The organism is Gilliamella sp. B3022 (assembly GCF_028751545.1).
Lineage (GTDB): Bacteria > Pseudomonadota > Gammaproteobacteria > Enterobacterales > Orbaceae > Gilliamella.
This window is the reverse complement of the sequence record NZ_CP071867.1, coordinates 2,237,695-2,263,585: the sequence shown is the minus strand read 5'-3', so window position 1 is coordinate 2,263,585 and position 25,891 is coordinate 2,237,695. Positions and strand designations below refer to the sequence as shown.

18 protein-coding genes, 1 tRNA gene and 2 pseudogenes are annotated in these 25,891 nt (G+C 34.7%); 7 read left to right on the top strand and 14 right to left on the bottom strand.

Annotation, left to right across the window (positions count from 1 at the left end):
- Positions 1 to 510: 510 nt before the first annotated feature.
- Positions 511 to 2,661, bottom strand: a complete 2,151-nt coding sequence (gene pta / locus J4T76_RS10345; RefSeq protein WP_267345722.1) for a phosphate acetyltransferase — start codon at positions 2,659 to 2,661, stop codon at positions 511 to 513.
- 68 nt (positions 2,662 to 2,729) lie between these two features.
- Positions 2,730 to 3,935, bottom strand: a complete 1,206-nt coding sequence (locus J4T76_RS10340; RefSeq protein ID WP_267340768.1) for an acetate kinase — start codon at positions 3,933 to 3,935, stop codon at positions 2,730 to 2,732.
- Between the two features lie 196 nt (positions 3,936 to 4,131).
- Here J4T76_RS10340 and yfbV point away from each other — a divergent pair, with 196 nt between their 5' ends.
- The 3 genes from yfbV to cysK all read left to right on the top strand — a co-directional run bounded on the left by yfbV (position 4,132) and on the right by cysK (position 6,755).
- Positions 4,132 to 4,584, top strand: coding sequence for a terminus macrodomain insulation protein YfbV (gene yfbV / locus J4T76_RS10335; RefSeq protein WP_267340767.1), 453 nt, complete (start codon positions 4,132 to 4,134; stop codon positions 4,582 to 4,584).
- Positions 4,585 to 4,597: 13 nt separating this feature from the next.
- Positions 4,598 to 5,104: a primosomal replication protein PriC gene (gene priC, locus J4T76_RS10330; RefSeq protein WP_267340766.1), complete on the top strand. Its 507-nt coding sequence runs from the start codon at positions 4,598 to 4,600 to the stop codon at positions 5,102 to 5,104.
- 685 nt (positions 5,105 to 5,789) lie between these two features.
- Positions 5,790 to 6,755 (top strand): cysteine synthase A, encoded by a 966-nt coding sequence (gene cysK, locus J4T76_RS10325; RefSeq protein WP_267340765.1) that lies wholly within the window; start codon positions 5,790 to 5,792, stop codon positions 6,753 to 6,755.
- Between the two features lie 76 nt (positions 6,756 to 6,831).
- Here cysK and ruvB read toward each other — a convergent pair whose 3' ends face one another.
- Positions 6,832 to 7,836: a Holliday junction branch migration DNA helicase RuvB gene (ruvB, locus tag J4T76_RS10320; protein WP_267340764.1), complete on the bottom strand. Its 1,005-nt coding sequence runs from the start codon at positions 7,834 to 7,836 to the stop codon at positions 6,832 to 6,834.
- Between the two features lie 13 nt (positions 7,837 to 7,849).
- Positions 7,850 to 8,458, bottom strand: coding sequence for a Holliday junction branch migration protein RuvA (ruvA, locus tag J4T76_RS10315; RefSeq protein WP_267345720.1), 609 nt, complete (start codon positions 8,456 to 8,458; stop codon positions 7,850 to 7,852).
- 358 nt (positions 8,459 to 8,816) lie between these two features.
- Here ruvA and J4T76_RS10310 point away from each other — a divergent pair, with 358 nt between their 5' ends.
- Positions 8,817 to 9,623, top strand: coding sequence for a cold-shock protein (locus J4T76_RS10310; RefSeq protein ID WP_267340761.1), 807 nt, complete (start codon positions 8,817 to 8,819; stop codon positions 9,621 to 9,623).
- Between the two features lie 109 nt (positions 9,624 to 9,732).
- On the opposite strand, the gene J4T76_RS10305 is transcribed toward J4T76_RS10310, so the two are convergent.
- From J4T76_RS10305 to dnaX, 3 genes and pseudogenes are all read right to left on the bottom strand, one after another.
- A complete protein-coding gene (locus J4T76_RS10305) occupies positions 9,733 to 10,071 on the bottom strand; it encodes a YbaB/EbfC family nucleoid-associated protein (RefSeq protein ID WP_086271892.1) in 339 nt (112 codons plus the stop codon).
- Between the two features lie 34 nt (positions 10,072 to 10,105).
- Complete coding sequence (locus J4T76_RS10300) at positions 10,106 to 10,906, bottom strand: DNA polymerase III subunit gamma/tau C-terminal domain-containing protein (protein ID WP_274460473.1); 801 nt, start codon at positions 10,904 to 10,906, stop codon at positions 10,106 to 10,108.
- A gap of 131 nt (positions 10,907 to 11,037) precedes the next feature.
- A pseudogene (gene dnaX, locus J4T76_RS10295) lies at positions 11,038 to 12,171 on the bottom strand (DNA polymerase III subunit gamma/tau); the annotation flags it as partial.
- A 406-nt stretch (positions 12,172 to 12,577) separates the two neighbouring features.
- Between dnaX and J4T76_RS10290 the strand changes: the two are divergent.
- Positions 12,578 to 13,516, top strand: a complete 939-nt coding sequence (locus tag J4T76_RS10290; protein WP_267340757.1) for an acyltransferase — start codon at positions 12,578 to 12,580, stop codon at positions 13,514 to 13,516.
- Between the two features lie 314 nt (positions 13,517 to 13,830).
- Here the strand turns inward: J4T76_RS10290 and J4T76_RS10285 are convergent, their stop codons facing one another.
- The 3 genes from J4T76_RS10285 to recQ form a co-directional block, all read right to left on the bottom strand.
- Positions 13,831 to 15,009 (bottom strand): M20 family metallopeptidase, encoded by a 1,179-nt coding sequence (locus tag J4T76_RS10285; protein ID WP_267356047.1) that lies wholly within the window; start codon positions 15,007 to 15,009, stop codon positions 13,831 to 13,833.
- Positions 15,010 to 15,192: 183 nt separating this feature from the next.
- Positions 15,193 to 16,425, bottom strand: coding sequence for a hypothetical protein (locus tag J4T76_RS10280; RefSeq protein ID WP_416380224.1), 1,233 nt, complete (start codon positions 16,423 to 16,425; stop codon positions 15,193 to 15,195).
- 107 nt (positions 16,426 to 16,532) lie between these two features.
- Positions 16,533 to 18,371, bottom strand: a complete 1,839-nt coding sequence (gene recQ, locus J4T76_RS10275; RefSeq protein ID WP_267345714.1) for a DNA helicase RecQ — start codon at positions 18,369 to 18,371, stop codon at positions 16,533 to 16,535.
- A 290-nt stretch (positions 18,372 to 18,661) separates the two neighbouring features.
- On the opposite strand from recQ, the gene J4T76_RS10270 reads away from it, so the two are divergent.
- Positions 18,662 to 18,738 (top strand) — tRNA-Val (locus J4T76_RS10270).
- Positions 18,739 to 19,198: 460 nt separating this feature from the next.
- Entirely contained in the window at positions 19,199 to 19,987 is a 789-nt protein-coding gene (locus tag J4T76_RS10265) for a CatB-related O-acetyltransferase (protein WP_267340752.1), read from the top strand.
- Between the two features lie 4 nt (positions 19,988 to 19,991).
- On the opposite strand, the gene J4T76_RS10260 is transcribed toward J4T76_RS10265, so the two are convergent.
- The 4 genes and pseudogenes from J4T76_RS10260 to J4T76_RS10245 form a co-directional block, all read right to left on the bottom strand.
- Positions 19,992 to 21,272 (bottom strand): phage tail fiber protein, encoded by a 1,281-nt coding sequence (locus tag J4T76_RS10260; RefSeq protein ID WP_443135224.1) that lies wholly within the window; start codon positions 21,270 to 21,272, stop codon positions 19,992 to 19,994.
- Positions 21,273 to 21,377: 105 nt separating this feature from the next.
- Positions 21,378 to 24,305 (bottom strand): annotated as a pseudogene (locus J4T76_RS10255) (phage tail protein); the annotation flags it as partial.
- A 301-nt stretch (positions 24,306 to 24,606) separates the two neighbouring features.
- Complete coding sequence (locus J4T76_RS10250) at positions 24,607 to 25,227, bottom strand: tail assembly protein (protein WP_274460471.1); 621 nt, start codon at positions 25,225 to 25,227, stop codon at positions 24,607 to 24,609.
- Positions 25,170 to 25,889, bottom strand: a complete 720-nt coding sequence (locus J4T76_RS10245; protein ID WP_267340746.1) for a C40 family peptidase — start codon at positions 25,887 to 25,889, stop codon at positions 25,170 to 25,172. Before J4T76_RS10245 ends, J4T76_RS10250 begins: the two co-directional genes overlap by 58 nt.
- Between the last annotated feature and the right edge of the window lie 2 nt (positions 25,890 to 25,891).

The window sequence follows — 25,891 nt, the reverse complement described above, 5'->3', positions numbered from 1 at the left end:
AATAAAATTTCGATATTAAAGCTTTGTATTTTCAAATCCTATGACAGCGTTTAATACTTTTACTTCATATCATAAAAGTTCAAGATAAAAGATTGGATCAATAATTATGATTAAGTTTTGATTAGAAGTGTACATAATCTTTAACTCTGATAATATTAATTTAAAATCAATTTATTCAACAAAAGTAAGCATCATTTTCAAGCAGGAAATTAAAATTACTAACATAAACCGTGCTTGTTGAATCATTAAAATGAATTAAATGAGCAACCAAAATATGAAACTAATTAATAAATGAATGAATGAAATAGAATACGCTGATAACTAAAAATAAATTAATCTAAATTAATTATTCTTAAATAATTAAAGAAGTTGGAGTGAACAAAATCTACAAATAATATACAATAAACACTCTTTTAATTATTTTGTTTCTTATAAATGAAAAGGTGTTATAAATAATTAGAAATGAGAGGTTATTAACTAACCTCTCACAAATTGAAACATTAATATAAACTATTTACCAGCGTTCTGTTCTTGTGCTGATTGAATAGCTGTTAATGCAATAGTATACACGATATCGTCAACTAACGCACCACGAGACAAGTCATTAACAGGTTTGCGCATACCTTGTAACATTGGACCAATAGATACAAGATCAGCAGAACGCTGTACTGCTTTGTATGTAGTATTCCCCGTATTTAAATCAGGGAAGATAAATACAGTTGCTTTACCCGCTACTTGTGAATTTGGAGCTTTAGATTTAGCCACATCTGGCATTACTGCCGCATCATACTGTAATGGACCGTCAATCATAAGATCTGGGCGTTTTTCTTGAGCAATACGAGTTGCTTCCTTCACTTTCTCAACATCAGCTCCTTGACCTGAACTACCTGTTGAATACGAAATCATCGCTACACGTGGTTCGATACCAAAAGCAATTGCTGTATCTGCTGATTGAATAGCAATTTCAGCAAGTTCTTGTGCATTAGGATCTGGATTTATTGCACAGTCACCATAGATATAAACTTGGTCTGGCATTAACATAAAGAAAACAGATGATACAAGTGAACTACCTGGCGCAGTCTTAATTAATTGTAATGGTGGGCGAATAGTATTAGCTGTCGTATGAACTGCACCTGATACAAGACCATCTACTTCGTTCGCTTCAAGCATCATTGTACCAAGTACGACATTGTCGGCTAATTGTTCACGCGCAATAACTTCGGTCATACCTTTATTTTTACGCAATTCAACTAAACGTGGTACATATTTTTCACGAATTGTATCTGGATCAACGATTTCAACCCCAGCATCTAATGTAACACCTTGAGATGCTGCCACTTTACGAACTTCATCAGGATTACCAATAAGTACACATTTTGCAATATTTCGCTCTGCACAAATTGCAGCAGCTTTAATTGTTCTTGGCTCATCACCCTCTGGTAAAACCACCACTTTTTTTGCATTACGTGCAAGTTCTGTTAATTGATATCTGAATGCTGGTGGTGATAGTCGACGAGCTGAATTCACTACTTCATTTAATGATTTAACCCAGTTAGAATCAATATGATCAGCCACAAAGTTTTGTGTGTTTTCCATACGTTCCTTATCATCAACCGGAATTTCTAAATTAAATTGTTGCAAGTTGATTGAAGTTTGGAATGTATTAGTTTGAACGGTAAACACTGGTAAACCAGTATCAAATGCTGGTTGACATAATTTATAGACTTTTTCATCTATTTCATAACCACCCGTTAATAACACCCCACCGATTGATACGCCATTCATCGCAGCTAAACCAATAGTTACAAGTACATCTGAGCGGTCAGCAGAAGTCACTAATAACGCATTAGGTTGTAGATGACTAATAATATTAGGTACACTTCTAGAACAGAAAGAAATGTGTTTAATACGACGATTTTTAATACCGCCTTCATTGATAATTTTGGCATCAAAATGTTTGGCAATATCAATAGCACGACAAGCACTTAGATCCATATTCCAAGGAATACAACCAAGTACAGGAAGTGGACTAAATTCGTTTAAATCTTTAATCGTGATTTTTTTATCGTCAAATTTTGGAGTATGATAAATTTCTGCAACATCTGGGCGAGCGAGCGATTGCTCTTCAACTGGCGCATTAACTTTATTGACAATTACGCCAACAATTTTTTCATTTTTAATACCACCAAAATTAGAGCGTGCAATTTCAATACGTTCTTTTAATTGTTCAGGTGTGTCTTTACCCATATTGACAACAAATATAATTTCAGCACCAAGAGTTTTAGCGATGTTATTATTTAATTCATTGGCAAAAGGATAATCAGAAGTTGGCACAATACCTTCAACTAATACAACGTCAGCACCTTTGGTATTTTCAGCATATAGGGCAACGATTTCTTCCATTAGCACATCTTGTTGATTTAAACCTAATAAGTTTTCAACATGGCTCATTTTAAGTGGTTTTAAAACTGGAATTGATGTGTTATTACTAACCAATGTGGTGGTATTATCAGGGGCATCACCGCCCGCTCTTGGCTGGGCAACTGGTTTAAAAACGTTTAAGTTAATACCTTGACGCTCCATAGCTCGAATAACACCAAGACTCACACCTGTTAACCCTACATTGGTTCCGGTTGGGATTAGCATAATAGTACGAGACATAATTGATTTCCTCTTAAATTCTTTATTATGTAAAAACAAACCGCCATTTCGGCGGTTCTAAACGTTTATTAAGCAGTTAGACGCGCAGCATCCTGAGCAATAACAAGTTCTTCATTGGTTGGAATCACCATTGCAACGGCAGAGCCGTCTTTAGTAATTGTACCGCCATGACCAAAACGTGCAGCAAGATTACGTTCTTGATCCAGTTCAAAACCAAGAAGACTTAATTTTTGTAATGCCATACGACGAACTTCTTCAGAATTTTCACCAATACCACCAGTAAATACGATTGCATCTAAACGACCGTCTAAAAGCATTGCATAACCACCAATGTATTTAACTAAACGGTGAACAAAGACATCTAAAGCATTTTTTGCATTTTCATCACTATCATAGTTATCAGTTACATAACGACAATCACTACTTACACCAGTTAATCCTAGTAAACCAGATTTTTTATTTAAAAGATTATTTATATCAGCAACGGACATATTTAAGTTATCGTGTAAGAAGAACATGATAGCAGGATCGATATCACCACTACGTGTACCCATTACTAAACCTTCAAGTGGAGTTAAGCCCATTGAAGTATCAACACATTTACCGTTTTTAACAGCAGTAATTGATGCACCATTACCTAAATGACAAGTAATTACATTTGTTTCTTCTACTGGTTTATTTAATAATTTTGCAGCTTCACGGCTAACGTAATAATGGCTCGTACCATGTGCACCATAACGACGAATACCATGTTTAGTATAAAGTTCGTTAGGAATAGCATACAAATAAGCTTCTTTTGGCATAGTTGTATGGAATGCAGTATCAAAAACAGCCACATTCTTATTTTTTAAATGAGGAAATTCAGCAAAAGCTTCGCGAATACCGATTAAATGTGCAGGATTATGTAAAGGTGCAAATGCTGCTGCTTCTTCAATGCCTTTTAATACTGAATCATCGATTACGACAGATTGAGTATATTTTTCACCACCGTGAACAATACGGTGTCCAATAGATTTAATACTATCTAATAATTCTGGTTTTTGAGGGAAGATGCTATTAACAATAAATCTAATTGCTTCACTATGAGCGGCTCCAGCACCTAAAGAAGCTTCGTTCTTAACACCATCAAGTTTCCACTTAATACGTGCATCAGGAAGATTAAAACATTCAGCTAACCCAGATAAAAATTCATCACCATTTTCAGGGTTAATAATGGCAAATTTTAATGAAGAACTTCCGCAATTAAGAACAAGAGCGTTATTACTTGATGACATAGTAATTCCTATAAATTGAATAAAAAGATATATACCAATCAAAATTGGTAACTCAACACATGATTTTAAATATCGATGTGATTACGTTAAGGTGACTTCTGATATCTTGCTTTTTGAGATAAAATAGAGAGAGTCCCCAATTTGAATGGCATTATTTTAAGACAATAAGAAGTGAATGTCGAGGAATCCCAACAAGATGAATTTAGTTAATACATTTAAGGCTGGACAAAGGTATATGAAGCTTTGTCCTACAGATCAACAATTGATGCATTCATTTCCTGAATTAAAAATCATTAACCACATAAAAACCCTAACAAAATATCTGCCACCTATCATTGTCGGTCTAATTGTTTGGCAATATTATACGCCTGCGCAGCTTGCAGTAACAATTTTAACAATTTTATTTGTCTTGAGCTTACCTTTACAAGGTATATTTTGGTTAGGTCGACGTTCACAATCACCTTTACCTCTTAATTTAGTTGATTGCTATAATCGAATCAAGTTACAACTCATCGAGAAACAAGCATTAGATGTAAATACAAACAAAAATGAAAAATTAACTTTTGAGGCATTCATGCAACTTATCAACTTATCAAAAATTCACTTAGGTAATTATTTTGGGCAAGATGATGATACATCTAACGATTAAAGAAGATTTATTCATGCAAAAATTTTTGGGAAAATTAAAAAGTCAAATCAATGCACTACAACAGGAGATAAATTTATCTGATCAACAGCCTTTTCAAGAACGTTATTTTGATCAGCATTTGTTTAATACAAGCAAAATTGAATCCAATAACCAATTCTATCTTGATAAAATTAAACTCACATATCAAGCTATTTGTGATGCGGCACTCTCCCAGAAATTCTCGCAAATTGAGTTTTTGTCGGAAAAACTTATTGATCAAATCAGTGCCCTTACCCGTGAACTTGCTACAGGATATCTACGTCAACAGCGAACAAATTGTATTATTCAAGAAACACTTGCAGAAAAACACTCAAGACATTTGGATTATCTAAGACGATTACAAGATATGAAATATGAATTTGAACTATCATCAGAATCAATTAATCATATTAAAGTTGCAACATTGGATAATCGAATCTATCGCTGTGAACAAGCAATAAAAAAAATTGAATTAGAAATAGAAAACGATAGCCTAGATTGAATTATAGTATTTGCTTACAACAGAATTAAAATCTTATATTATTTATTTTAAGAATGAATATTTTTAAATCATGGATGTTAAACGCATTGATGCTAAATAACCTTATCTTTCATAATACAAAAACATAGCAATATAAATTTCAAAATCCCAATTATCAATTTACCATTTGATATTGATTTAATAATAAAGGTTTTAATTATTATTAATTTTCTCACCTAGCTGTTCAGTTTTTATATATAATCAGACAGATATTTCAGAGTTTGTTAAATTGTTAATGTGCGGTTTTCCGTATGGATTTACTCCATTAGTTGGAAAAGTTTTCCTCACAGTCTAATATTAATGTGTAGCTCAATCTGCCTAATTATTGTTTACATTCTTCTTTTATATCTCACTATTGAATATTTGTTTTGATGAATATCTGGATACTTTATTTATGCTTTCTTCAATATCAATCATAGAGATATATTATTATATGTCTATTAAACTCCTTTAATTGGATGATGTCTGTTAATCAATATGTTTAAAGGCATTTCATTTTTAATGACATAATACGATTCTTATATCAAAAAAGAATATTGTTACAATTATTATTTATTATCATCTTTTTAAGTTATCTTTATAATGTCATTATCGTCAGCGATTATTAAGGCGCTATTCCCTTTAAATTTTGTATAAGGACTATTTAATGAGTAAAATATTTGATGATAATTCCCAAACTATCGGTCACACGCCTCTAGTTCGTTTAAAGCATTTTGGTAATGGAAATATTTTAGCCAAAGTAGAATCGCGCAATCCCAGTTTTAGCGTTAAATGTCGTATTGCATCGAATATGATTTGGGATGCAGAAAAACGCGGATTATTAACATCGGACGTCGAATTAATCGAGCCAACTAGTGGTAATACAGGTATCGCTCTTGCAACTGTTGCTGCTGCACGAGGCTATAAATTGACTCTAACCATGCCAGAAAGCATGAGTATAGAACGTCGTAAACTACTTAAAGCTTTAGGCGCTAATTTAATATTGACCGAAGCGGTAAAAGGTATGAAAGGTGCGATTGAAAAAGCCGAAGAGATTGTAGCAAGCAATCCTAAGAAAAATATTATGTTACAACAATTTAGCAATCCTGCTAATTCAGAAATTCATGAAAAAACCACAGGACCTGAAATTTGGAATGATACAGATGGTCAAGTAGATATTTTTATTGCTGGTGTCGGTACTGGTGGTACTTTTACTGGTACGGTTCGTTATATCAAAAAAAACCAAGGCAAAAACATAATAGCTGTTGCTGTTGAACCAACTACCTCTCCAGTTATTAGCCAAGCGCTAGCGGGCGAACCAATTAAACCAGGACCACACAACATTCAGGGTATCGGTGCAGGATTTATTCCAGAAAACTTAGATTTAAGTCTGGTTGATTTGGTTGAAAAAGTCACTACCGAACAAGCCATTGAAACAGCTCGTGAATTAATGGAAAAAGAAGGTATATTAGCAGGTATATCATCTGGTGCTGCTGTTTACGCGGCTGATCGTTTAGCAAAATTACCTGAATATGCGAATAAAACCATTGTAGTAATCTTACCCTCTTCAGGTGAACGCTACCTGAGTACCGATTTATTTAGTGGTATTTTTACTGAAAAAGAACTCGGTTAAACCAAATCTTCTAACAAAAAGCACGACCTAATTTAAATCGTGCTTTTTTAAACCTTCTTATTAAGTGGAAAAATAATTATTCATTTTGAATGATACCAAAATGCCGATAAGCATGTGGTGTCGCAATTCTCCCTCTTGGTGTCCTTTGAATATAACCTTGTTGAATCAAAAACGGTTCGAGTACATCTTCAATCGTTTCACGCTCTTCACCTATAGCTGCAGCAATATTATCAAGACCTACCGGCCCACCCAGAAATTTTTCAATAATAGTGAGCAATAACTTTCGGTCCATATAATCAAAACCTTGATTATCTACATCCAACATATCAAGTGCCTGAGCAGCAATTTTTTGATCGATAATACCTTTTGATTTTACATCAGCATAATCACGCACGCGGCGCAATAAGCGATTAGCAATTCTTGGTGTACCACGTGAACGTTTAGCAATTAAATGTGCCCCTTCGTCAGATAAATCCATCCCTAAAAATTTGGCACTTCGACCGACAATATATTCCAAATCTTCAACCCGATAAAATTCCAGGCGCTGTACAATACCAAAACGATCACGTAGCGGCGATGTGAGTGACCCAGCTCGTGTTGTAGCCCCAATTAATGTAAAAGGTGGAAGATCGATCTTAATTGAACGTGCTGCTGGTCCCTCGCCAATCATAATATCCAACTGATAATCTTCCATCGCTGGATATAAAATCTCTTCTACTACAGGTGAAAGACGATGGATTTCATCAATAAATAGTACATCGTTAGGTTCTAAATTGGTTAGCATTGCCGCTAAATCACCTGCTTTTTCTAAAACAGGACCAGAAGTAGTACGCAAATTAACGTCCATTTCATTAGCAACAATATTTGCTAAAGTAGTTTTACCAAGGCCGGGAGGACCAAAAATCAATACATGATCAAGCGCATCACTACGCTGCTTAGCAGCTTGAATAAAAATTTTCATCTGTTCACAAACTTGCGGTTGACCAATGTATTCGTCCAAACATTTAGGACGAATAGCACGATCAAGTGATTCTTCTTCCTTTTGCGCTTGTGGGGCAATCAAACGATCCGCTTCAATCATACTGAATCCCTATTTATAATGCTGCTTTCAAAGCTTCGCGAATGAGTGTTTCACAGTCCATATTAGGCTCTATAACTTTATTGATAATACGACTGGCTTCTTGTGGTTTATAACCTAATGCAATAAGTGCTGACACTGCTTCGCTTTCAATTTGATTGGATGATTTATTAACACTATTCGTTTCAATCATAGTGCTCATTGGTGACAGTTCTTTAGAAAAACGTTTAAGACGATCTTTCATTTCGACAATCAAACGTTCAGCTGTTTTGTTCCCGACCCCAGGCAACTTCACTAAAGTCTTAATTTCTCCCTGCTCCACCGCATTGATAAATTGTTGAGCTGACATACCAGATAAAATCGCTAATGCCAATTTTGGACCAACACCATTAACTTTAATTAACTCACGAAATAGTTCTCGCTCTTGTTCTTGATTAAAACCATACAATACTTGAGCATCTTCACGTACGGCAAAATGGGTTAATACAATAACCTCTTGACCATTTTCCGGTAATTCATAAAAACAGGTCATTGGCATAAAAACCTCGTAACCGACTCCACGAACTTCAATTAACACTTTAGGAGGTTGCTTTTCAATAATGGTTCCACGTAGACGACCTATCACAATTTATCCTTAATAATCCGATGTTAGTTACACAAGTTATAGCTAAAAAACACAATATTTGATAATTTTTATTGTTTGAAAATTAGGTTCAATTTGCAAAGCAATGGTAGCAAAAATTTGAATTCTTTATCAGTTAGTTTACCTGATAGAAAAAAATTAATAAAGAAAAACTGTATAAATAGACAGGCAAATGGTTTTTAAATCCTTTAATTAACATTGAAATAGATGATTTATATTAGATATTTATATACATAATACTGGTAAATATCGCCAAATGTATTTATAGTATTGACTATCAATTAAGCAGTTGAGTTATTTATTTTTTTAGAACACCTCAAGCTATTAAGGAGCCTTATACGTGATTAGTCAAATCAAAAACCTGTATCCGGATAAAAATAATGAAGACAGCTATTATGGATTTATAAGAGCATTAGATGAAAAAAATGATTATTATTTTACAAAAAAAGATTTAAGTAATTTAAACATTGATGAATTGAAAATAGGCTCTCGAGTTACTTTTACAGCTAATGAAAAAGACTCAGGAATAAGATTCGCCACGAACATTAAACTTTTAAATAATCAAGAAACAAAAAATAATGAGCAGAATTTGTCTGATGATAATTCATTGGAGAATAATATTGATGCTAAATCTTATAAAACTCGTTTAATTGATTCTGTGCTACAAATCAAATCCATAACAGATCCTATTGCATTTGAAGATTCAGTATTTGATTTATTAAAATTAATTGGTTTAAATAAAATATTTCAATTCGATCGCGACTGCCAAGCAGGTAAAGCTGATGGTTTTTTTATTATTGATAATTTAGCCGTAATGTATGACTGTACATTGAAAAGCGATTTTGAATCTTATAAAGAAGAACAAATAGAAAATTATATTAATAAGCTTAACCAAAAATCACAACTGACATTCAACATAAAAAAAATTGATGGTGGTATTACACCAAAAACAATGGTACTTACAGGTAAAAATAAACAAGTCTGGATTGTAACCAAAGGTGAAAGCAAAGAAATAAATGATTATGATAATGTCAAAGTCAAGGAAATTTCGATACACGATTTGTGTGAAATTTTTAAAAAAAGGTTAAGCGATATGACTTATGATAATGAAAAATTAGTTAATGATTTTATTTTTATTGGTAAATAATTCTATCAAATTAAGCAGAAAGAAATTAGTATTGTTCTTTCTGCCTATTTGAATTCTGAAATTAAATCAATTCAAATTCAAAATATTTATTATAGCAAATAAAGATTGTTTAAAATGGCATTTTAAAACCGGGAGGTAATTGCATACCACCAGTCACTTGAGCCATGCGTTCTTTTTGAGCATCATCTAAACGACGGGTTGCATCATTGTATGCTGCGGCAATCAGATCCTCCAGCATTTCTTTGTCATCTTCAGTAACTAAAGAAGGATCAATTTCAACACGTTTACAGTTATGTGCACCATTTATAGTAACTTTAACCAATCCTGCACCTGATTCACCCGTCACCTCTAATTTAGCAATTTCTTCCTGTGCTTGTTGCATTTTTGCTTGCATTTGTTGAGCTTGCTTCATTAAATTACCTAAACCACCTTTTCCGCCTGAAAACATATTTATTCCTCATTAAAAAAAATTTAGCCCATAATTATACAGGACGAATACTCGCCTCATCAATCTTCGCTTCAAAATATTGACAGATCATCGACACTTTTGGATCTTCATTTATGGTCACTTTAGCTTGTGTAAGCTTTTGTTGATACAGATCTTCACGCATTTCTAAAGGCGTTTTATTATTCTTATTATCATCTAGAATAATCTTTACTTTTAATGCTCGTTGACGATGATTAGCTAAAATTTTTTCTATTTTAGTCACATTACAAGATGAGTTAACCAGATGTTTTAACGCTGAGCGCATATGTAAAATAATATTATTTTCATCAATTTGTTCAATAAATGAATTACTAACAATTTGTCTGATTAACGGCGATAAATCTAGCCGTTCTATTTCAGCACACCATGCATCTTTTTGTGCCGTTTCCTCAATTAATTTTTTCGTTATTGCAGGAGTTTTATCTCCATTGAGCGATTCCCGGAACGTTTTAGTGTCAATAATTAAATCATCTTTAGTCTCAACATAACCGCAAGCTTGCCACTGATAATTTTCAGCAGTAATGACTTCTTGGGTTTCGTTGTCACTTTCATCTTTATCAATAGTTTTTAACTCTACTTGTGTATTATCAGTAAGTTGAGAAATGTTTTTAGCATAAGATATTGGTGAATGGATTATCTCGGTTTTTGGATCTAATGACTCAACTTTGGATTTAAACTTTTTTGTTTTTTGTTCCCCTTTCAATAATTGCATTCGCATTTCTAATATATTTTTTGTAACAGATGATGCATCATCGGGAATCGATACATCTTGAACACTTGAATGTTCAACAGGCATAGGCTGAGAGTCAATCAATATATTGTTATTTTGATCTGAAATTAAGTGAGATTTAGACTCTGCATTGCTCTTTTTTTTGATAAAAATTGAGTGGATTGTAACTGAGACTTTGGTTCAGGTACATCTCGTAACTCAACCTGTGGCTTAATATTGGATTTAGGTTCTGTAGTTTTATTAATATTTTTAGGCATGAAAGCTAAAGCACGTAAAAAGCTCATTTCAGTGCCAATTTTTTTATCAGGAGCAAATGCCAAATCCTTTCTACCCATTAATAGGATTTGGTAATATAACTGTACATCGTTTGGCGCCATATGCTTTGCTAAAAAACGAATACGCTCTTCTTGGTCTATGTAATCACCTAATGCCGTTGGTACAACTTGCAACAGAGCTATTTGATGTAAAAGTGCAATACTTTCTGCTAACAAACAATCCCAATTTGCACCTTGCGTAGCTGCCATATCAATATGCTGCATTAAGGTATTACCTTCATTATGGTAAAGTGCTTCAATCAGTGAAAAAGGGATAGATTTATCAAGAGTACCTAACATCATCTTAACTGATGCAGCATCAACTTCACCATTACCAAGTGCAATGGCTTGGTCCGTTAAGCTTAATGCATCACGCATACTGCCATTCGCGGCTTTAGCCAATAACGAAATAGCTTTAGGATCGCTTTTAATCTGCTCCAATTTTAAAATATGAGAAAGTTGCCCAGCAATTAGCGAAGTATCAAGTACATTTAAATGTAAATGCAAGCAGCGCGACAATATAGTTATTGGTAATTTTTGGGGATCAGTTGTGGCTAACAAAAATTTGACATGTTCTGGTGGTTCTTCTAATGTTTTAAGTAGTGCATTAAAGCTACTGCGTGATAACATATGCACTTCATCAATGAGATAAATTTTAAATCGACCTTTAGTAGGGAGATATTGAATATTATCCAAGATCTCTCTAGTATCTTCTACTTTAGTCCTAGAAGCAGCATCGATTTCAAGTAGATCAACAAAGCGTCCTAACTCAATATCACGGCAATTATCACATACACTACAAGGTGTGGCTGTTATGCCCGTTTCGCAGTTTAAACCTTTTGCTAATAAACGAGCAATAGATGTTTTTCCAACGCCTCGAGTACCTGAAAATAGATAAGCATGATGAACTCGTTCTAGAGATAGCGCATTAGATAAAATTTTTAAAACATGCTGCTGACCTACCACTTCTGAAAATGATTTTGGTCGCCATTTACGTGCTAGAACTTGATAACTCATAATCACCATTACTTTTTATGAATGAAATTGGTTTTTATCATAGCATAAAGTCCTAAATTAGTCTGCAACAAGCCAATAACCGACTTAATATTGGACAACTGGTTTTTACATAAATGTAAGCTTATTCTGAAACTTTTTACAAAATAGAAATTAATTGATTACTTCACTCTCAGGCTGAATAAAATTGTAAATGATAAATTCTGATCACTAAAAAATCCTTATTTAATAAAAAATAAGCCAATCACTATTAACTAACAGTTAAGATCTCGTAACCGAGATATGTACAGTTTTCATATGATATGATATTTTAGGAATATTTTCACTTTGATATTAAAAAATTTTGAATATTTTAACAACACTAAAAAATAATTCTGACATTCCGTTTGAAATTTCAAACGGGATTGAGATGTATTCATCCTATATTGAATATTCAGAGTCCAAACCAAAAATAAAAATAGGTTATGGAACTAAGTTTAATTCAGCATCGATAACAATTCGGAACGGTGGAGAGTTAGAAATTGGCGATCTGTGTGAATTAAGAGGTCGAATTATCATTGAATCAAACTGCAAATTAACTATAGGTAATGGGTTGATTTGTAATGATATGATTTTCATACATGTAGCAGAAAATGGTGCAATTTCTATCGGTGACGACTGTTTATTTGCTAATTGTAGGATCTACAATTCAGACATGCATGGTATTTTTGATAGGCAAACTGGCAAAAGAATAAATCGTTCTAAAGATGTTGTCATTGAAGATAAAGTTTGGTTAGCACGCGATACGATTATATTAAAAGGTGCAAGAATCAATAAAGGCTGCGTTGTTGGAGCTGGAACTCTTGTTAATGGATCATTTATTGATTTTTCAATGATTGCTGGCTCTCCGGCCAAAATAATAAAAACAGGAATAGTATGGACGCGCAACATTACCGAAACGCTTCCAGCCCTGATTCATCCTGATTTTTCCCTCAGTAAATTCTGTTCACTTGCTATGCAATTTAAACATGATGAAGTAATTTCCATTGGTATATCACTTTGGAGTAAAAGACAGAAGATCTCAGAATCGGATTATTATATTATTTATTATTTAGCCCGAGCTATTTTACTTAAGCATTTTACGCAACCAAATATTGATACTATAAAAATTAGTAACACAGACATCACACTCGTTGAAGTGTATGAGACATTATATGATTGCTTTGAAAAAAGTAAAAGAAAGAACTGGCCATGTGGGTGTTACGCAAGACTCGCAGCCAAATATGCGGGCAATACCAAACAAGCCGATCACTTATATAACATAATAAAACCTTTCTTTCCAAGTATTGATGAATCTCTATTTAATTAATACATAATAAATTATTCATAACATTTTTTGAAGAAAGTAAATTAGTAACAATGATTTGTGATCTCAGATCTGGATAAAATATGGAAACGAATTTTCAATAGTATAATGTTCGCAATGAAGCAAAGATACTCTAAAATGAGTACCACAAATAGTATAACTCATTGAGTTTATATATTCGTGCCATATTAAAATTACTAATGTAGTTATAATTCAAAAAAATAAATCTTTATCATTCTGACTAACACAAGGCAAGCTATACTAAAAGTAGTATTTTTAACTTAAAGGTATAGCTAGCCTAAAACTTTTTTACAAATTTAATTTTGATTTAAATAAGACCAAGCATACTGAGCATAGAGTTCAGTACCTAATGCCATACCATCTTCATCCACGTTAAAACATCCATGATGATGTGGCCACTGTGTATCTTTATCAGGATTACCCGAACCAACTAAAGCAAAAGCACCTGGTATATTTTCCGTATAGTAACTAAAATCCTCCCCCCCTGTAGTTGGTGCCTCAAAATAAAGTGCCTGTTCACCAAATGATTCGACAATTACTTTTTGTGCTAGTAATGCGCTTTCTTTATCATTAATAACAGGTAGGGTGCCATAGATATATTCTACTTCTGCTGTTGCTCGGTACATTGCGGCAATTTGATTAGCATAACGTCGAATTGCCGATTCAATTTTGTCACGTACAGTAATATTAAAGCAACGTACCGTTCCTTCTAATACCGCATTTTCAGCAATTACATTAAAACGGGTACCTACATCCATACGACCGATTGTAACAACAGCAGGATCAAGCGGTGATATTTCGCGCGAAACAATAGATTGAACATTCATAACAAATGCAGAAGCGACCATTACCGCATCAACAGTGTCATGTGGCATAGAGCCATGCCCCCCTCTTCCTTTAAAACGCACAGTCAACAAATCAGCAGAAGCAAAACTCGAACCGACTACACAAGATATTTTACCAACAGGCATCTGTGACCAAATATGCATACCAAATGCACTATCTATACCATCAAGCACACCTTGTTTAACCATGCTTTTGGCACCTTGAGCTATTTCTTCAGCAGGTTGAAAAACAAGCCTTACATTACCTTTTAATTGCTCACGAATTTTATAAAGCACTCTTGCAGCTGCCAGTAACATTGATGCATGAGTATCGTGACCGCAAGCGTGCATTTTACCATCAAACATTGATTTATAATCAATGTTTTCACTAAGCTCTTGTACAGGTAAAGCATCAATATCTGCTCTGAGTAAGATTCTTTTACCTGGCTTGCCTCCTTCAATTTCAGCAATAATACCTGTAGGCTCAGTACGACGATAGGCAATTCCTATTTTATCTAATTCTTGAGCTATTCTATCTGTGGTTCTAAACTCTTCCCATGGTAATTCTGGATGACGATGAAGATCGCGACGAAAAGCGACCATCTCATCAAGATTTTGTTGTATTAATTTTTTTATGTTTTTATTCGTCATTTCACTGCCTTCAATATTTCTATTAATTATCTTTTTGATTAAATTAGATATTTTCTTGCTGTCATCAAATAAATATTATTAATCTTTTTTACGCTACAAGTCATTTTTAATTAACGTATTTATTTAGATTTGTTAGATTTTATAATGATTTATTACATTACAAATACTGTTTTTCTATTATATTCAATTTATTATCGTTGCAGGTCCTACTATCATATTCACCATAATACCTGCTAATACGACTGAAACGATGGTTACGGATATAAATCCTCCAATCAACATTGGTGGTAACATATGACTGGTTAGCACTTCTTTTTCTTTTGGATCTCTAGTTAAATTATTAATAACTTCATTAGTAATGATGTAATCAGCAGGAAAACCATACAATGCTGTAAGTGCAATTGAAAAAGCTAATTCTTTACTCACTTTTAATATCTTACCCACAACAACCGAACAAATGAACATCCCGACAACTGCAGATAAAATGAAGATAATTAAGGGAGTTAGCAAACGTACAAGCATTTCAGGTGTGGCTCGGCTTAAAGTATCGAAAATAAACAACATCAACCCCATCACAGTAATTCCAAACCCACCTGCTTTTTTTAATGGATGGCGTTCTAAAAAACCAAAAGTTGCAGCAATCACACCAAATAACAAACATAATACAAAAGGGCTGACACTCATAATTGGTTTAAAAACTTCAGAAACTAAGTAAGCCAATAAACCGATGACCGCAATACGTAAAAAAATAAAATACGATGAATTGTAGCTAGCAGGAATTTTTGCAAATAAACTTGGCATTGGATTTTCATCCGACGATATCGCTTGTTGTTTATCAATGGATGATTTTGAATCATTACTTATCTGCCAAGTGCCTGCATGATATTGTTTTAAAATTTTTCGTCCTTCTCGCTTAAGCATAATGGAAGTAAGGGGATAACCGATAAATCCTTGCATCACATAAATAATAATGGCAAAGACGGCCAAATCTGGCAATCCAGCTTGGGTTGCACCATTTGCCATAATAATTGCTGAAACAATACCACCCACTAAAGGAGGAATAGCAACAACTACTGTATTAAAATCAAAAAATAGATAACCAATTATAATAGACACAATGATAATGCCAAAAATTCCAGCAAGAGTAATTAAGATGGTTTTCCATTGTAATAATAATTCCCTAACCGATAAAAGAGTACCCATGTTGACAATGAGTAAATACATAAACATAACAGCAACCACTGTTGGTATACCTGCTCGTGCTACAATATCGGCGGGAAAGAATGTCCAGTACCCTAATAAAAAAAGTACTGCACAAATAAATACAGAAGGAACCCATGCTTTGGTGCGGATTGAAACGATATCTCCAAGATAAAGAATAGCCAGTAACAGTACTAATGCCAACATTTGTGGCATGTCATTCATAGGTGACATAAAAACTCCATTTTTACTATTTTTTGATTTACTTTTTAGAAATACTATATTTTTTCGTTAATCGTTATTATAGTCAAGAATTCATCAAGTTATATATTTTTTATTATAAATTCTTTAATTTCCTCTAAAAATAAATTTCCATATTTTTCCAATTTGATTTTTCCCACTCCAGTAACATTAATCAGTTCTTTTTTACTTTCTGGCGTTGTTTGTACCATTTCTAATAATGTTGCATCACTAAAAATAATATAAGGTGGAACATCTTCAGTATCAGCAATATCTTTACGTAATCTTTTAAGATTATTAAATAAAATACGTTCTTCAAAAGATAACATTGCCGTCATATTTATTGATCGAGCATAACGATTTAAGCGGCTTTTTTTAACAATTTCAAGACGAGGTTTGGCTAAGGATAATGGAATTTCACCCCTAAGTAACTTTCTTGCTTCTTGAGTCAGTTGTAAAGTTGGTAAAGTTGAAGAAGTTAAAATATTTTGAACCAAATAACCTAAGTGAATTAATTGTCGAATCACACTTAACCAATAATTACTCGATTGACTTTTACCAATACCATAAACAGACAGCTTATCATGACCATTTTCTTTAATTTGAGATCGAGCAGAACCTCGTAAGACATTAACAATGTATTGTGCACCATAACGTTGTTCTACTCGGTAAATACAAGATAAAACTTTTTGTGCATCAATTAAACCATCATACTGTTCTGGAGGATAAAGACAAATATCACAATTATTGCAAGGCTCATTTCTTATTTCGCCAAAATAGTTTAGTAAAACCATTCGTCTACAAGTTAAACTTTGTGCAAAAGATTCCATAGCATCGATTTTATGTTGTTCAATTTCTTTATGTACCCCATCCGTTTTTTCAGAGATTTGTTGATAATACCAATTCAAATCATTTTTTTTATACAATAAAATAGCTTCTGCTGGTACTCCATCTCGCCCCGCTCTGCCCGTTTCTTGATAATAGGCTTCGATAGTTCTAGGACAATCAGCATGAACAACAAATCTAACATTAGGTTTATTAATACCCATTCCAAATGCTACAGTAGCAACAATGATTTGCACATTATCTTTCAAAAAAGCTTCCTGAGCATTTTGACGCTCACTATAAGAAAGACCAGCATGGTAAGCAATAACAGAAAATCCCCGAGTTGCAAGTCGAGTCGTCATATCTTCGACTTTAGAACGGCTCGAACAATAAATTATACCGCTATTCCCTTTTTGAGTTTCAATAAAACAAACTACCTGTTCTGTTAAGTTAAATTTTTCAACAACTGTATATCGAATATTAGGTCGATCAAAACTACGAACAACAACCAAAGGATCGACTAACTGTAATTGATGAATAATATCCGCTTGTGTCATCTTATCGGCTGTTGCGGTTAACGCTACAATTGGAACGTTAGGAAACCGAGTGGACAATTGTCCAAGTTGTCGATAATCAGGCCTGAAATCATGCCCCCATTGTGATATACAGTGGGCTTCATCAATAGCAATAAGTGATGGAGGATGACTTTGAATCATTGAAATAAATGAACCTACAGCAAGTCTCTCAGGCGATATGTATAATAACTTTATCGAGTGTTTTAAATATTTATCTATTACCTCTTGCTGTTCTGCCAAGGACTGCGTAGCATTGAGAAGAGCAGCTGGAATACCGTTAGCAAGCAGTTGATCAACCTGATCTTTCATTAATGAGATTAATGGGGAAATGATTAACGCAGTACTAGGTAGTAATACTGCCGGAATTTGATAACATAGCGATTTTCCCCCACCAGTTGGTATAATTGTTAATGTATCTCGACCATCGATAATTGATTCAATAATTTCTTTCTGCTGATTTCTAAATGATTTATATCCAAACACATTGTGTAGAACATCTTCAATCTGATCTTTTATCGACATATTAACCAAAACAAATAACTCATTAAACAATTCGGGGGAGTATAGCTAAAATAATTTCAACAAACCACCTCATACTCATATTTATTTGCTATATCGGAAGGCATAATTTTTTCACGAATGATAATAATGTAAAATAATCTCACTTTCATCCTCTTTAACTCAACAATTAAACACCAATTATTGGCTACTTTATAATCTTTATGCTTCGACAGATTAAAAAAACAGCTATTTTTAAATTTTTTACTTGATACAAATCGAATTGCCCGTTAATATTTGCGTGTTTCCGATATACGCCCGTAGCTCAGTTGGTTAGAGCATCACCTTGACATGGTGGGGGTCAGTGGTTCGAGTCCACCCGGGCGTACCATCCTAAAGCCTTATGCGAAAAGGCTTCAAAAGAATTAATCTTCATCACAATTTTAATAAAGGGGTAAAACTGGGGTAAAACTCGTACCATTTTTAGCAAATTTTTGCGATCCACTTTCCAACTTTTCACTTCAATTCACACTCCAAAAAAATATTAGTTTATGATGAATAAAACTAACTAACCTTTCATAACTAGATCACAATAAACTACACAAAAACGATTTACATACTAACCGACCCAGATAACGATTCAATTTACAATTGCAAAAATGATTCGTACCTGATTTTTCCGTCACTTGATGTCAATAAAGAATGGTGGTGTTTTTATCGAAACAATGGATTAAATAAAGTTGGTATTTTTAAATCGTATCAATCTGCCGTTGAACATTGTAAGTTAAAGATTGATTTATAGATTTAGATCATAATATAATGCAATTTTTTAAAAGGAATTTTTAACTATTATGGGCTTTAGGACTTGGTTTTATCAAAAAACTGGAATTAAATTAAAAAGAAATTTAAATAAAATATCGGCAAAATTAGATGGTGGTATACACGTTAATGAAGAAGTCCATAATAAAGTTATCTTAGATAGCACACCTAAAAATAAAGAAAGTAACGAGCAACCTAGTGATAAAAATAACGAAGAAAACTCGGAAATCACAGAAGTAACAGCAGCTACAGAAAATAACCAATTGAATCTTGATAGTTATGTTAATTTTGGTGCTATTGTGCATGAATCATCAGTTATTGGTCAATACACATATCTCAATAGTAATGCGCTTGTTAATAGTCATGTAACTATTGGTAAATTTTGTTCAATAGCTTGTGATGTGATAATTGCTCCAGATCCTCACCCTCTAAACTGGCTATCAACACATCCCTTCCAATGTGATCCTCAATGGGCTAATTCGATTGGTGTAACTGGGGAACATTTCATTGCATCCAACAACTATACAATAATAAAAAATGATGTTTGGATTGGCGCTAAAGCTGTAATTAAGCGTGGAATAACAATAGGGAATGGAGCAATCATAGGATCATGTGCCATGGTAACAAAAGATGTTCCTGATTATGCTATTGTTGCCGGCAATCCTGCTAAAATAATTAGATACCGATTTAGCCAAGATATAATAGAAAAACTTAGTAAATTGGAATGGTGGAACCTCCCAGTTGAAGCATTGAGGGAGGTTAAATTTAATGATATCGATACCGCCATAGTTCAACTATCTGAATTAAATAATAGCGGTTAATTATTTAACCGTTATTATCATTAGTGACAATCGGATTTAACACAGACGGGATTAATTCATCCTGTTCAGTTCTTTCTGGCATGTCAAGACGCAAATCAATCCAACGCCCATCAGGAATATCAATAGGCTCCCCTGCCACAATCTTACACAATTTAGTGCTAAATTTTCTAGTATAGGTTTTGACCATAATTACATTATCGTTAACTGAATATTCGGCAAATATTTTTTTATTACCGTTTGCATCTTCAGGTAGTGTGATGTACCAACCATCCTTTGCAAATCCTAAACTACCATGAATCTCATAATGCCCCACATCAATGCGTATAGCTTTGACACCATGAGCCATACTATTAACTAAACCACACCCTGACTGAGTAAAACCATCAACAGCATCAATATCATCATTGGCAAACAACTGCACTATTGGTGATGCTTTTTTTAAGGTTCCGTTACTATCAACCGTTGAGTTAGCTGTTGTAATGACTTCATACAATGGCTGTGCCCCTTTGGCTGTTTTACAGCGGTAATAAATATTTGGTTTTTCACCATTAACTACCGCTATTTGCTCTACGCGATATGCAGAACTGTTACTAGGATATACAATCAGCGTCAATGTGTTATTCCCCGATAATTCTGGAAATGATGTACTACGCCCCTGATAAAATCCTCCTACCAAATGGTCGTTAAAATTAGTAGCAACTGCACCCATTAATGCCCCAAGACCAAAATCCCCCATTTTTAGAACGGTCTTATTATTGATGGTAACATTGTCAGTATTTTCAAAATCCCACTGGTTTTGTTTGCATTTGAATTGCAGCAATGTATGTTTTTGCCCTGTTTCGACATCATGATACTGAAACAAAAATCCATCATCATTAGCACTATTTACAACGGACGCTTTATTATCAATAGGGAATTTTATCCCTGACGTATCGGCAATAAGTTGCCCGTACATTGCATCTCCCGATTTATTAATAAATTTGGATAGATCAATTGTATCAGCGTATTTTTTAGTTTGATCTCGCAATTCGCTAACCTGTTGTAAGATTTCTGGCGTTATAATCTCTGCATTAGTCGGATTGATCAGTAAATCATTTAATGAACCATCTGGAGTATCGGCTAATATCTGAATTGTGCCCAAAGTATTTTTATTATATCCCTCTATTACCAACCATGTATCATATTCACATGGTTGTAAATTTAGGTGATATTGTCCGTTTGTTATATTGGTCTGAATATAGGTATTTTCTATAACATTAGAGGTAGTGCGCATTGCTCGCAGCAACAGCAAACCATTAATCGGCTCGCCTAGCCCATTTTGTAAAACTCCTGAAATAATTGTTATTTTCTCTCCAATTTTAGATATAAAAAACCACCATTAAGGTGGTTATTATTTTTTTACTGTCATGATTGTTATAAAATCGGGTATACCATCAACGCGACTCTTACTCGGCAATTCCGTGGTAACGAAAAACGTCACATTAGACGGTACAGTAACTGAAAGGGTTGTGCTTACTGTAAGATTTTCTGTTGATGTCATAAGATTTCTTTCAATAAATTCCGAATTTGCATTATTTTTAATGATAATTCTCAGCCATCCATATCTCCAATAAAATTGTTCCCCTTTGTCACCACCCGAACCTTTTCTCCCAATCGCATTTAATGTTAGTGGCAAAATAACCATATCTCGATCGAATGGCTCTGGATTAATCGTGATTGATCTACCTTTATGACAGAGGTGCATTTTTACAAGGTCTCCTACAATTTGCATCGCAGTAAGTTTTCCTTGTATTTTGCAGTTTTCGTTGATAACTACGTTATCTAACTGCCCATAATTTGCGTAGATACTTCCTGAAATATTAGCTTTTCTTGCGGTTAATGTGCCATCAGGTTGCAACTCAAATGCCGGAGGTGTGCCGGCACTAATAACACTGCCAGCTACTACGCTCCCGCCCCGAATTAACAGTGCTGTCATTTCAGTACCCGCAATGATCCTGTCGCCCCGAATAGTTCCTGTTGCAATTAAATGTCCATCCAAAAACATTGCCGGCATAATCCAGTGTGCGCCATCGTATATCATAGCCTCTGTATGATAAACTTTTCCATTTGAATCTAGTGAATAGAACATCAACGTCGTATCACGGGCAGGGTAAAACCCAAATTGTTGATAAAACATTAATGTAGCAGTATCATTGTCAGGAAATTTACCGTCGTCGGTTTGGATTCTGAATAACCCCCCTGCGCCATTTTCAGCAATTAATGTCTTGGTGCTGGATATGTACATTTCAGAACGACCTACAACGTTAACTGCGCAGACACCGTACCAATATTTTGTATCTGGAGTACAATCAACGTCAGTAAGTGACATCGCGCGTCCCATATAATGGGTTTTAGCCTCGACTTCCGCCTCTGTTGTGCCTTTGTAAAACTCAAATTGAGTACCTAAACTGGACACGGCAGTCATTACGGGGCGAATTGCAATATTAAATGCACTAGGTGTCAGGACTAATCCCGACGGTGCTGCAGGTGGTAATATTGAAAATGCTACCGTACTTTCATCACCTAATCGCCCATTTTCACCAACACCACGAACAATGGCACTAAATTTACCCTGCTGCAACTCGGATATATAATACTCATTTTCAGCAACAACCTCACGACTAACCAATTTTTCATCACGATAAATTTTTACCTCAAATTTCAGATTCTGAATTGTGCGAGGTGTTGACCACAATAAACGAGCCTGATATAAATCAGACTCTAGCGTAACTTCTACCTGTAATTGTTCAACAGGAGGGATTGCCCAGTTGAATATTGTATTGCTTTCTTTTTCAAACACCGTGCCTTTGTCAACAATTGCTTCTTTATTAGGATCATGCTGTAAAGCTGTAATTGAATATGTACCATCATCATTTTCAGTAATAGTAATAGCTTTGAATAATCGTGGTTTTATTTTTCCGTCGTATAAACTCCAAACAGAATACTGGTCAACATCAACCAATTCTGTTAACACGATTTGATTAGGTTTAGTTTGTGCTTGTATTTTAATTTTGCGTAAATCACTGTTGATATCCGTAACACTGAAATATGCATCATTGATTTTTTTAATATCAATATCTCTATCTAATGTAATAGTGACGCCATCTACCGACTTGACTCTCCCGCCAATTGTCGTACCAGTATAGTCATTGTCAGCAATGCCAATAATGTCACCTGGCAAATGTCGAATACCCTCACGACCAACAGAAAATGTTACGGTTTGAGATTCTAATTTCTCAGTCTGGATTAACCATTTACCAACCCGATGAGCCTGACCTCTGGATGTGCAGCCAAACGCGTCAACCTGCGCCACATTTAACCCGAATCGCTTAATTAGGTCATCATCTGCAACGTATTCTATTGCTGTTTCCCAATTGTTATCAGGATCAATGTAGCGCACATGTACGGCCGTATGCCTTTCCTTTAATGCTGCTGAAGTATATGTAAATTGTCCGTTAACAACATTCGCGTTGGAATATATCGCAACAACATCATTTGGTCTGTCAATTACCGCTGAGTATTGTGTACCGTTCCATATAGGCATGCCGCGAAATGCTGAACATAATTCATTAATAACATTTAAAGCATGTCGTTGCTCTGTAATATAACAATTACAGGTGAAACGCGGCTCTTTACCACCAAAGCCATCATCGACTAACTGATCACAATATTGCGCAATAGAGTACAAAGTAAATTTATCTACTCCAAATGAACTTAATCGATCACCCATACCGTAACGCTTATTTGTCAACAATTCATAAAGTATCCATGCGGGGTTATCTGTCCAAGCAAGCTTAAAATCTCCCGACCAAAAACCTTTATACTCTCGTGTTTCTGGATCGTAATTATCTGGCACCCTGATAATTAGACCGTCAAGGAGATAATTGCGCCTCGGTGTACCACTAAACTGCTCAGAATTAAATTTTAAACCGATTAACGCAGTATTAGGGTATGAAAATTTAGCATCGTAGATTTCAGTGTATGAACTCCATAGCGTATCATTTACCAGTGTTTGAGATTTACTATCAGGTGTATTTCGTATAACACGAATATTAAACGGTGTTGAGGGTAATTCATCCAAAATGACGGATGTTAAATATTGAGAGTTTGTTTTTTTATTAATTAAGTTAACATTTTTAATCGTTTTCCATGCATCACCCTTACCAATTTGCACCGACATTGATACGTCTGTTCTGTTCGTATTCCCTTTATTATCGATGGATTTTAGCGCCGACACGCCAACGGTAACCCTAACCCGATCAATATTCGGATCTGTGATTGTCCTTGTAATTGGGGCGGTGGTTTTGATCTGGAGATTAACTGGAATTTCGTTTTCGGTATAAGAAAAACCTTTCAAAGGTGATTGTGATTGTGTTCCGTTTACCCAATCAATTTCAACACCCTTAAAATTAAAATTACCTTCAGGCGTTTGAACTGGTGTATCGTTTAAAAAAACACCCTTTAGCCCACCTACTATGCCTCGAATCTGTCCCTCGCCCAACATATCAATAATGCGCAGCTCCTGATTTGATTGAAGATTGTCCGGAGCTTCATACGGGGATTTGCTTTTCCCCGAACTTTTACCCATTTGAACGCTCCTTTATTGGGCGAAGTATAGGCTTATCGCCAATGTTTTCTTTTACCTCATCCTTAGTTTCCAGTCCTCGCGAAATGGTCTTTGAACCAGTTTTTACTCTACCAAATATCACTGGCACCGCTGTTCCCTGAGCCATCGTATTATCAAGGTTTGAGAAATACGTATTTTTATTGCTGTCACTTGAAGTTTTCTCTGTTTTCGGAAGTCGTGTTAACATTTGTGAAAAACCGCCGATCCCTAAACCTGCTCCGGCGGCAACCATCGCGAAACCCACTCCCGTTGAAATTCCTACTGCTATACCTGCAACAACTAACGCTGTACCTGCAATAAATCCAAATAAACCTCCGGTTTTTGCTCCAACTACATGTGGGACTATATGAATAACGGCTTTTTTAGGTAAACGACTATGTAACCCAATCTGTAAAGTGTCATGCGTCAAATTAACGCCATTGATACGAACATGAAACCAACCCTCCATAATTCGTTTCCTTAACCCATTAATTTGAGAGTAAAGTCCATTCAATCCCTCTGCTGCTGTGTCAACATTCATATGGAATCTATTGCCATATTGTTTAAGATCGCCGTAAAGGCATATTTTTGCCATTTTTTGTGTCTCCATACTGAGTGTGTATAACTGAACCAAAAACCGTCATATAAATCCCGTTTGGACATTCGGTTAGGACAATGATGTAAAATTTGTTGATCGCCAATGTAGAGAGCTGCATGATTGGGAATTTCTGAGCCAAGGCAAACGAGAATAACATCTCCCGCCTGAAGCCTTTCTAACTCAACGCGCTCAAAATTATTTTTAGGTAGTAAATCTAAATAGAGATTTTGACCTGTATGCCACCAATCATCCTTACGTTCATAATTAGGTAAATCAATGCCAGTCAGCATGTAGGCATCTCTAATTATTGATAGGCAATCGGTTTTACCATGTTGAAACTCGCGACCTAATAACGGTTTTATGTACCTAAACTTATGAATTTGGTTATCACATACCAGCCACCAATCAACAGCCGTACGGATTTGGGAAATTTGGTCCGCTTCACTGAGAATCGGAACTCCGTTAAGGTGAGAATGTACAACCGCTGTGATCTCGCCTTTTTCTTCAGCTCTTATCCAGTCGTCCGGTGATATTTCGAATGTTTCTGTTGGTGTGGCTGAGATGTTATTGCATGGCATGTAGGTTTTATTACCAATAACAAGACCACAGCACTCTGCCTCACCGCAAGAATTTGCGTGATTAAGTATTTCTGTTTTCATTG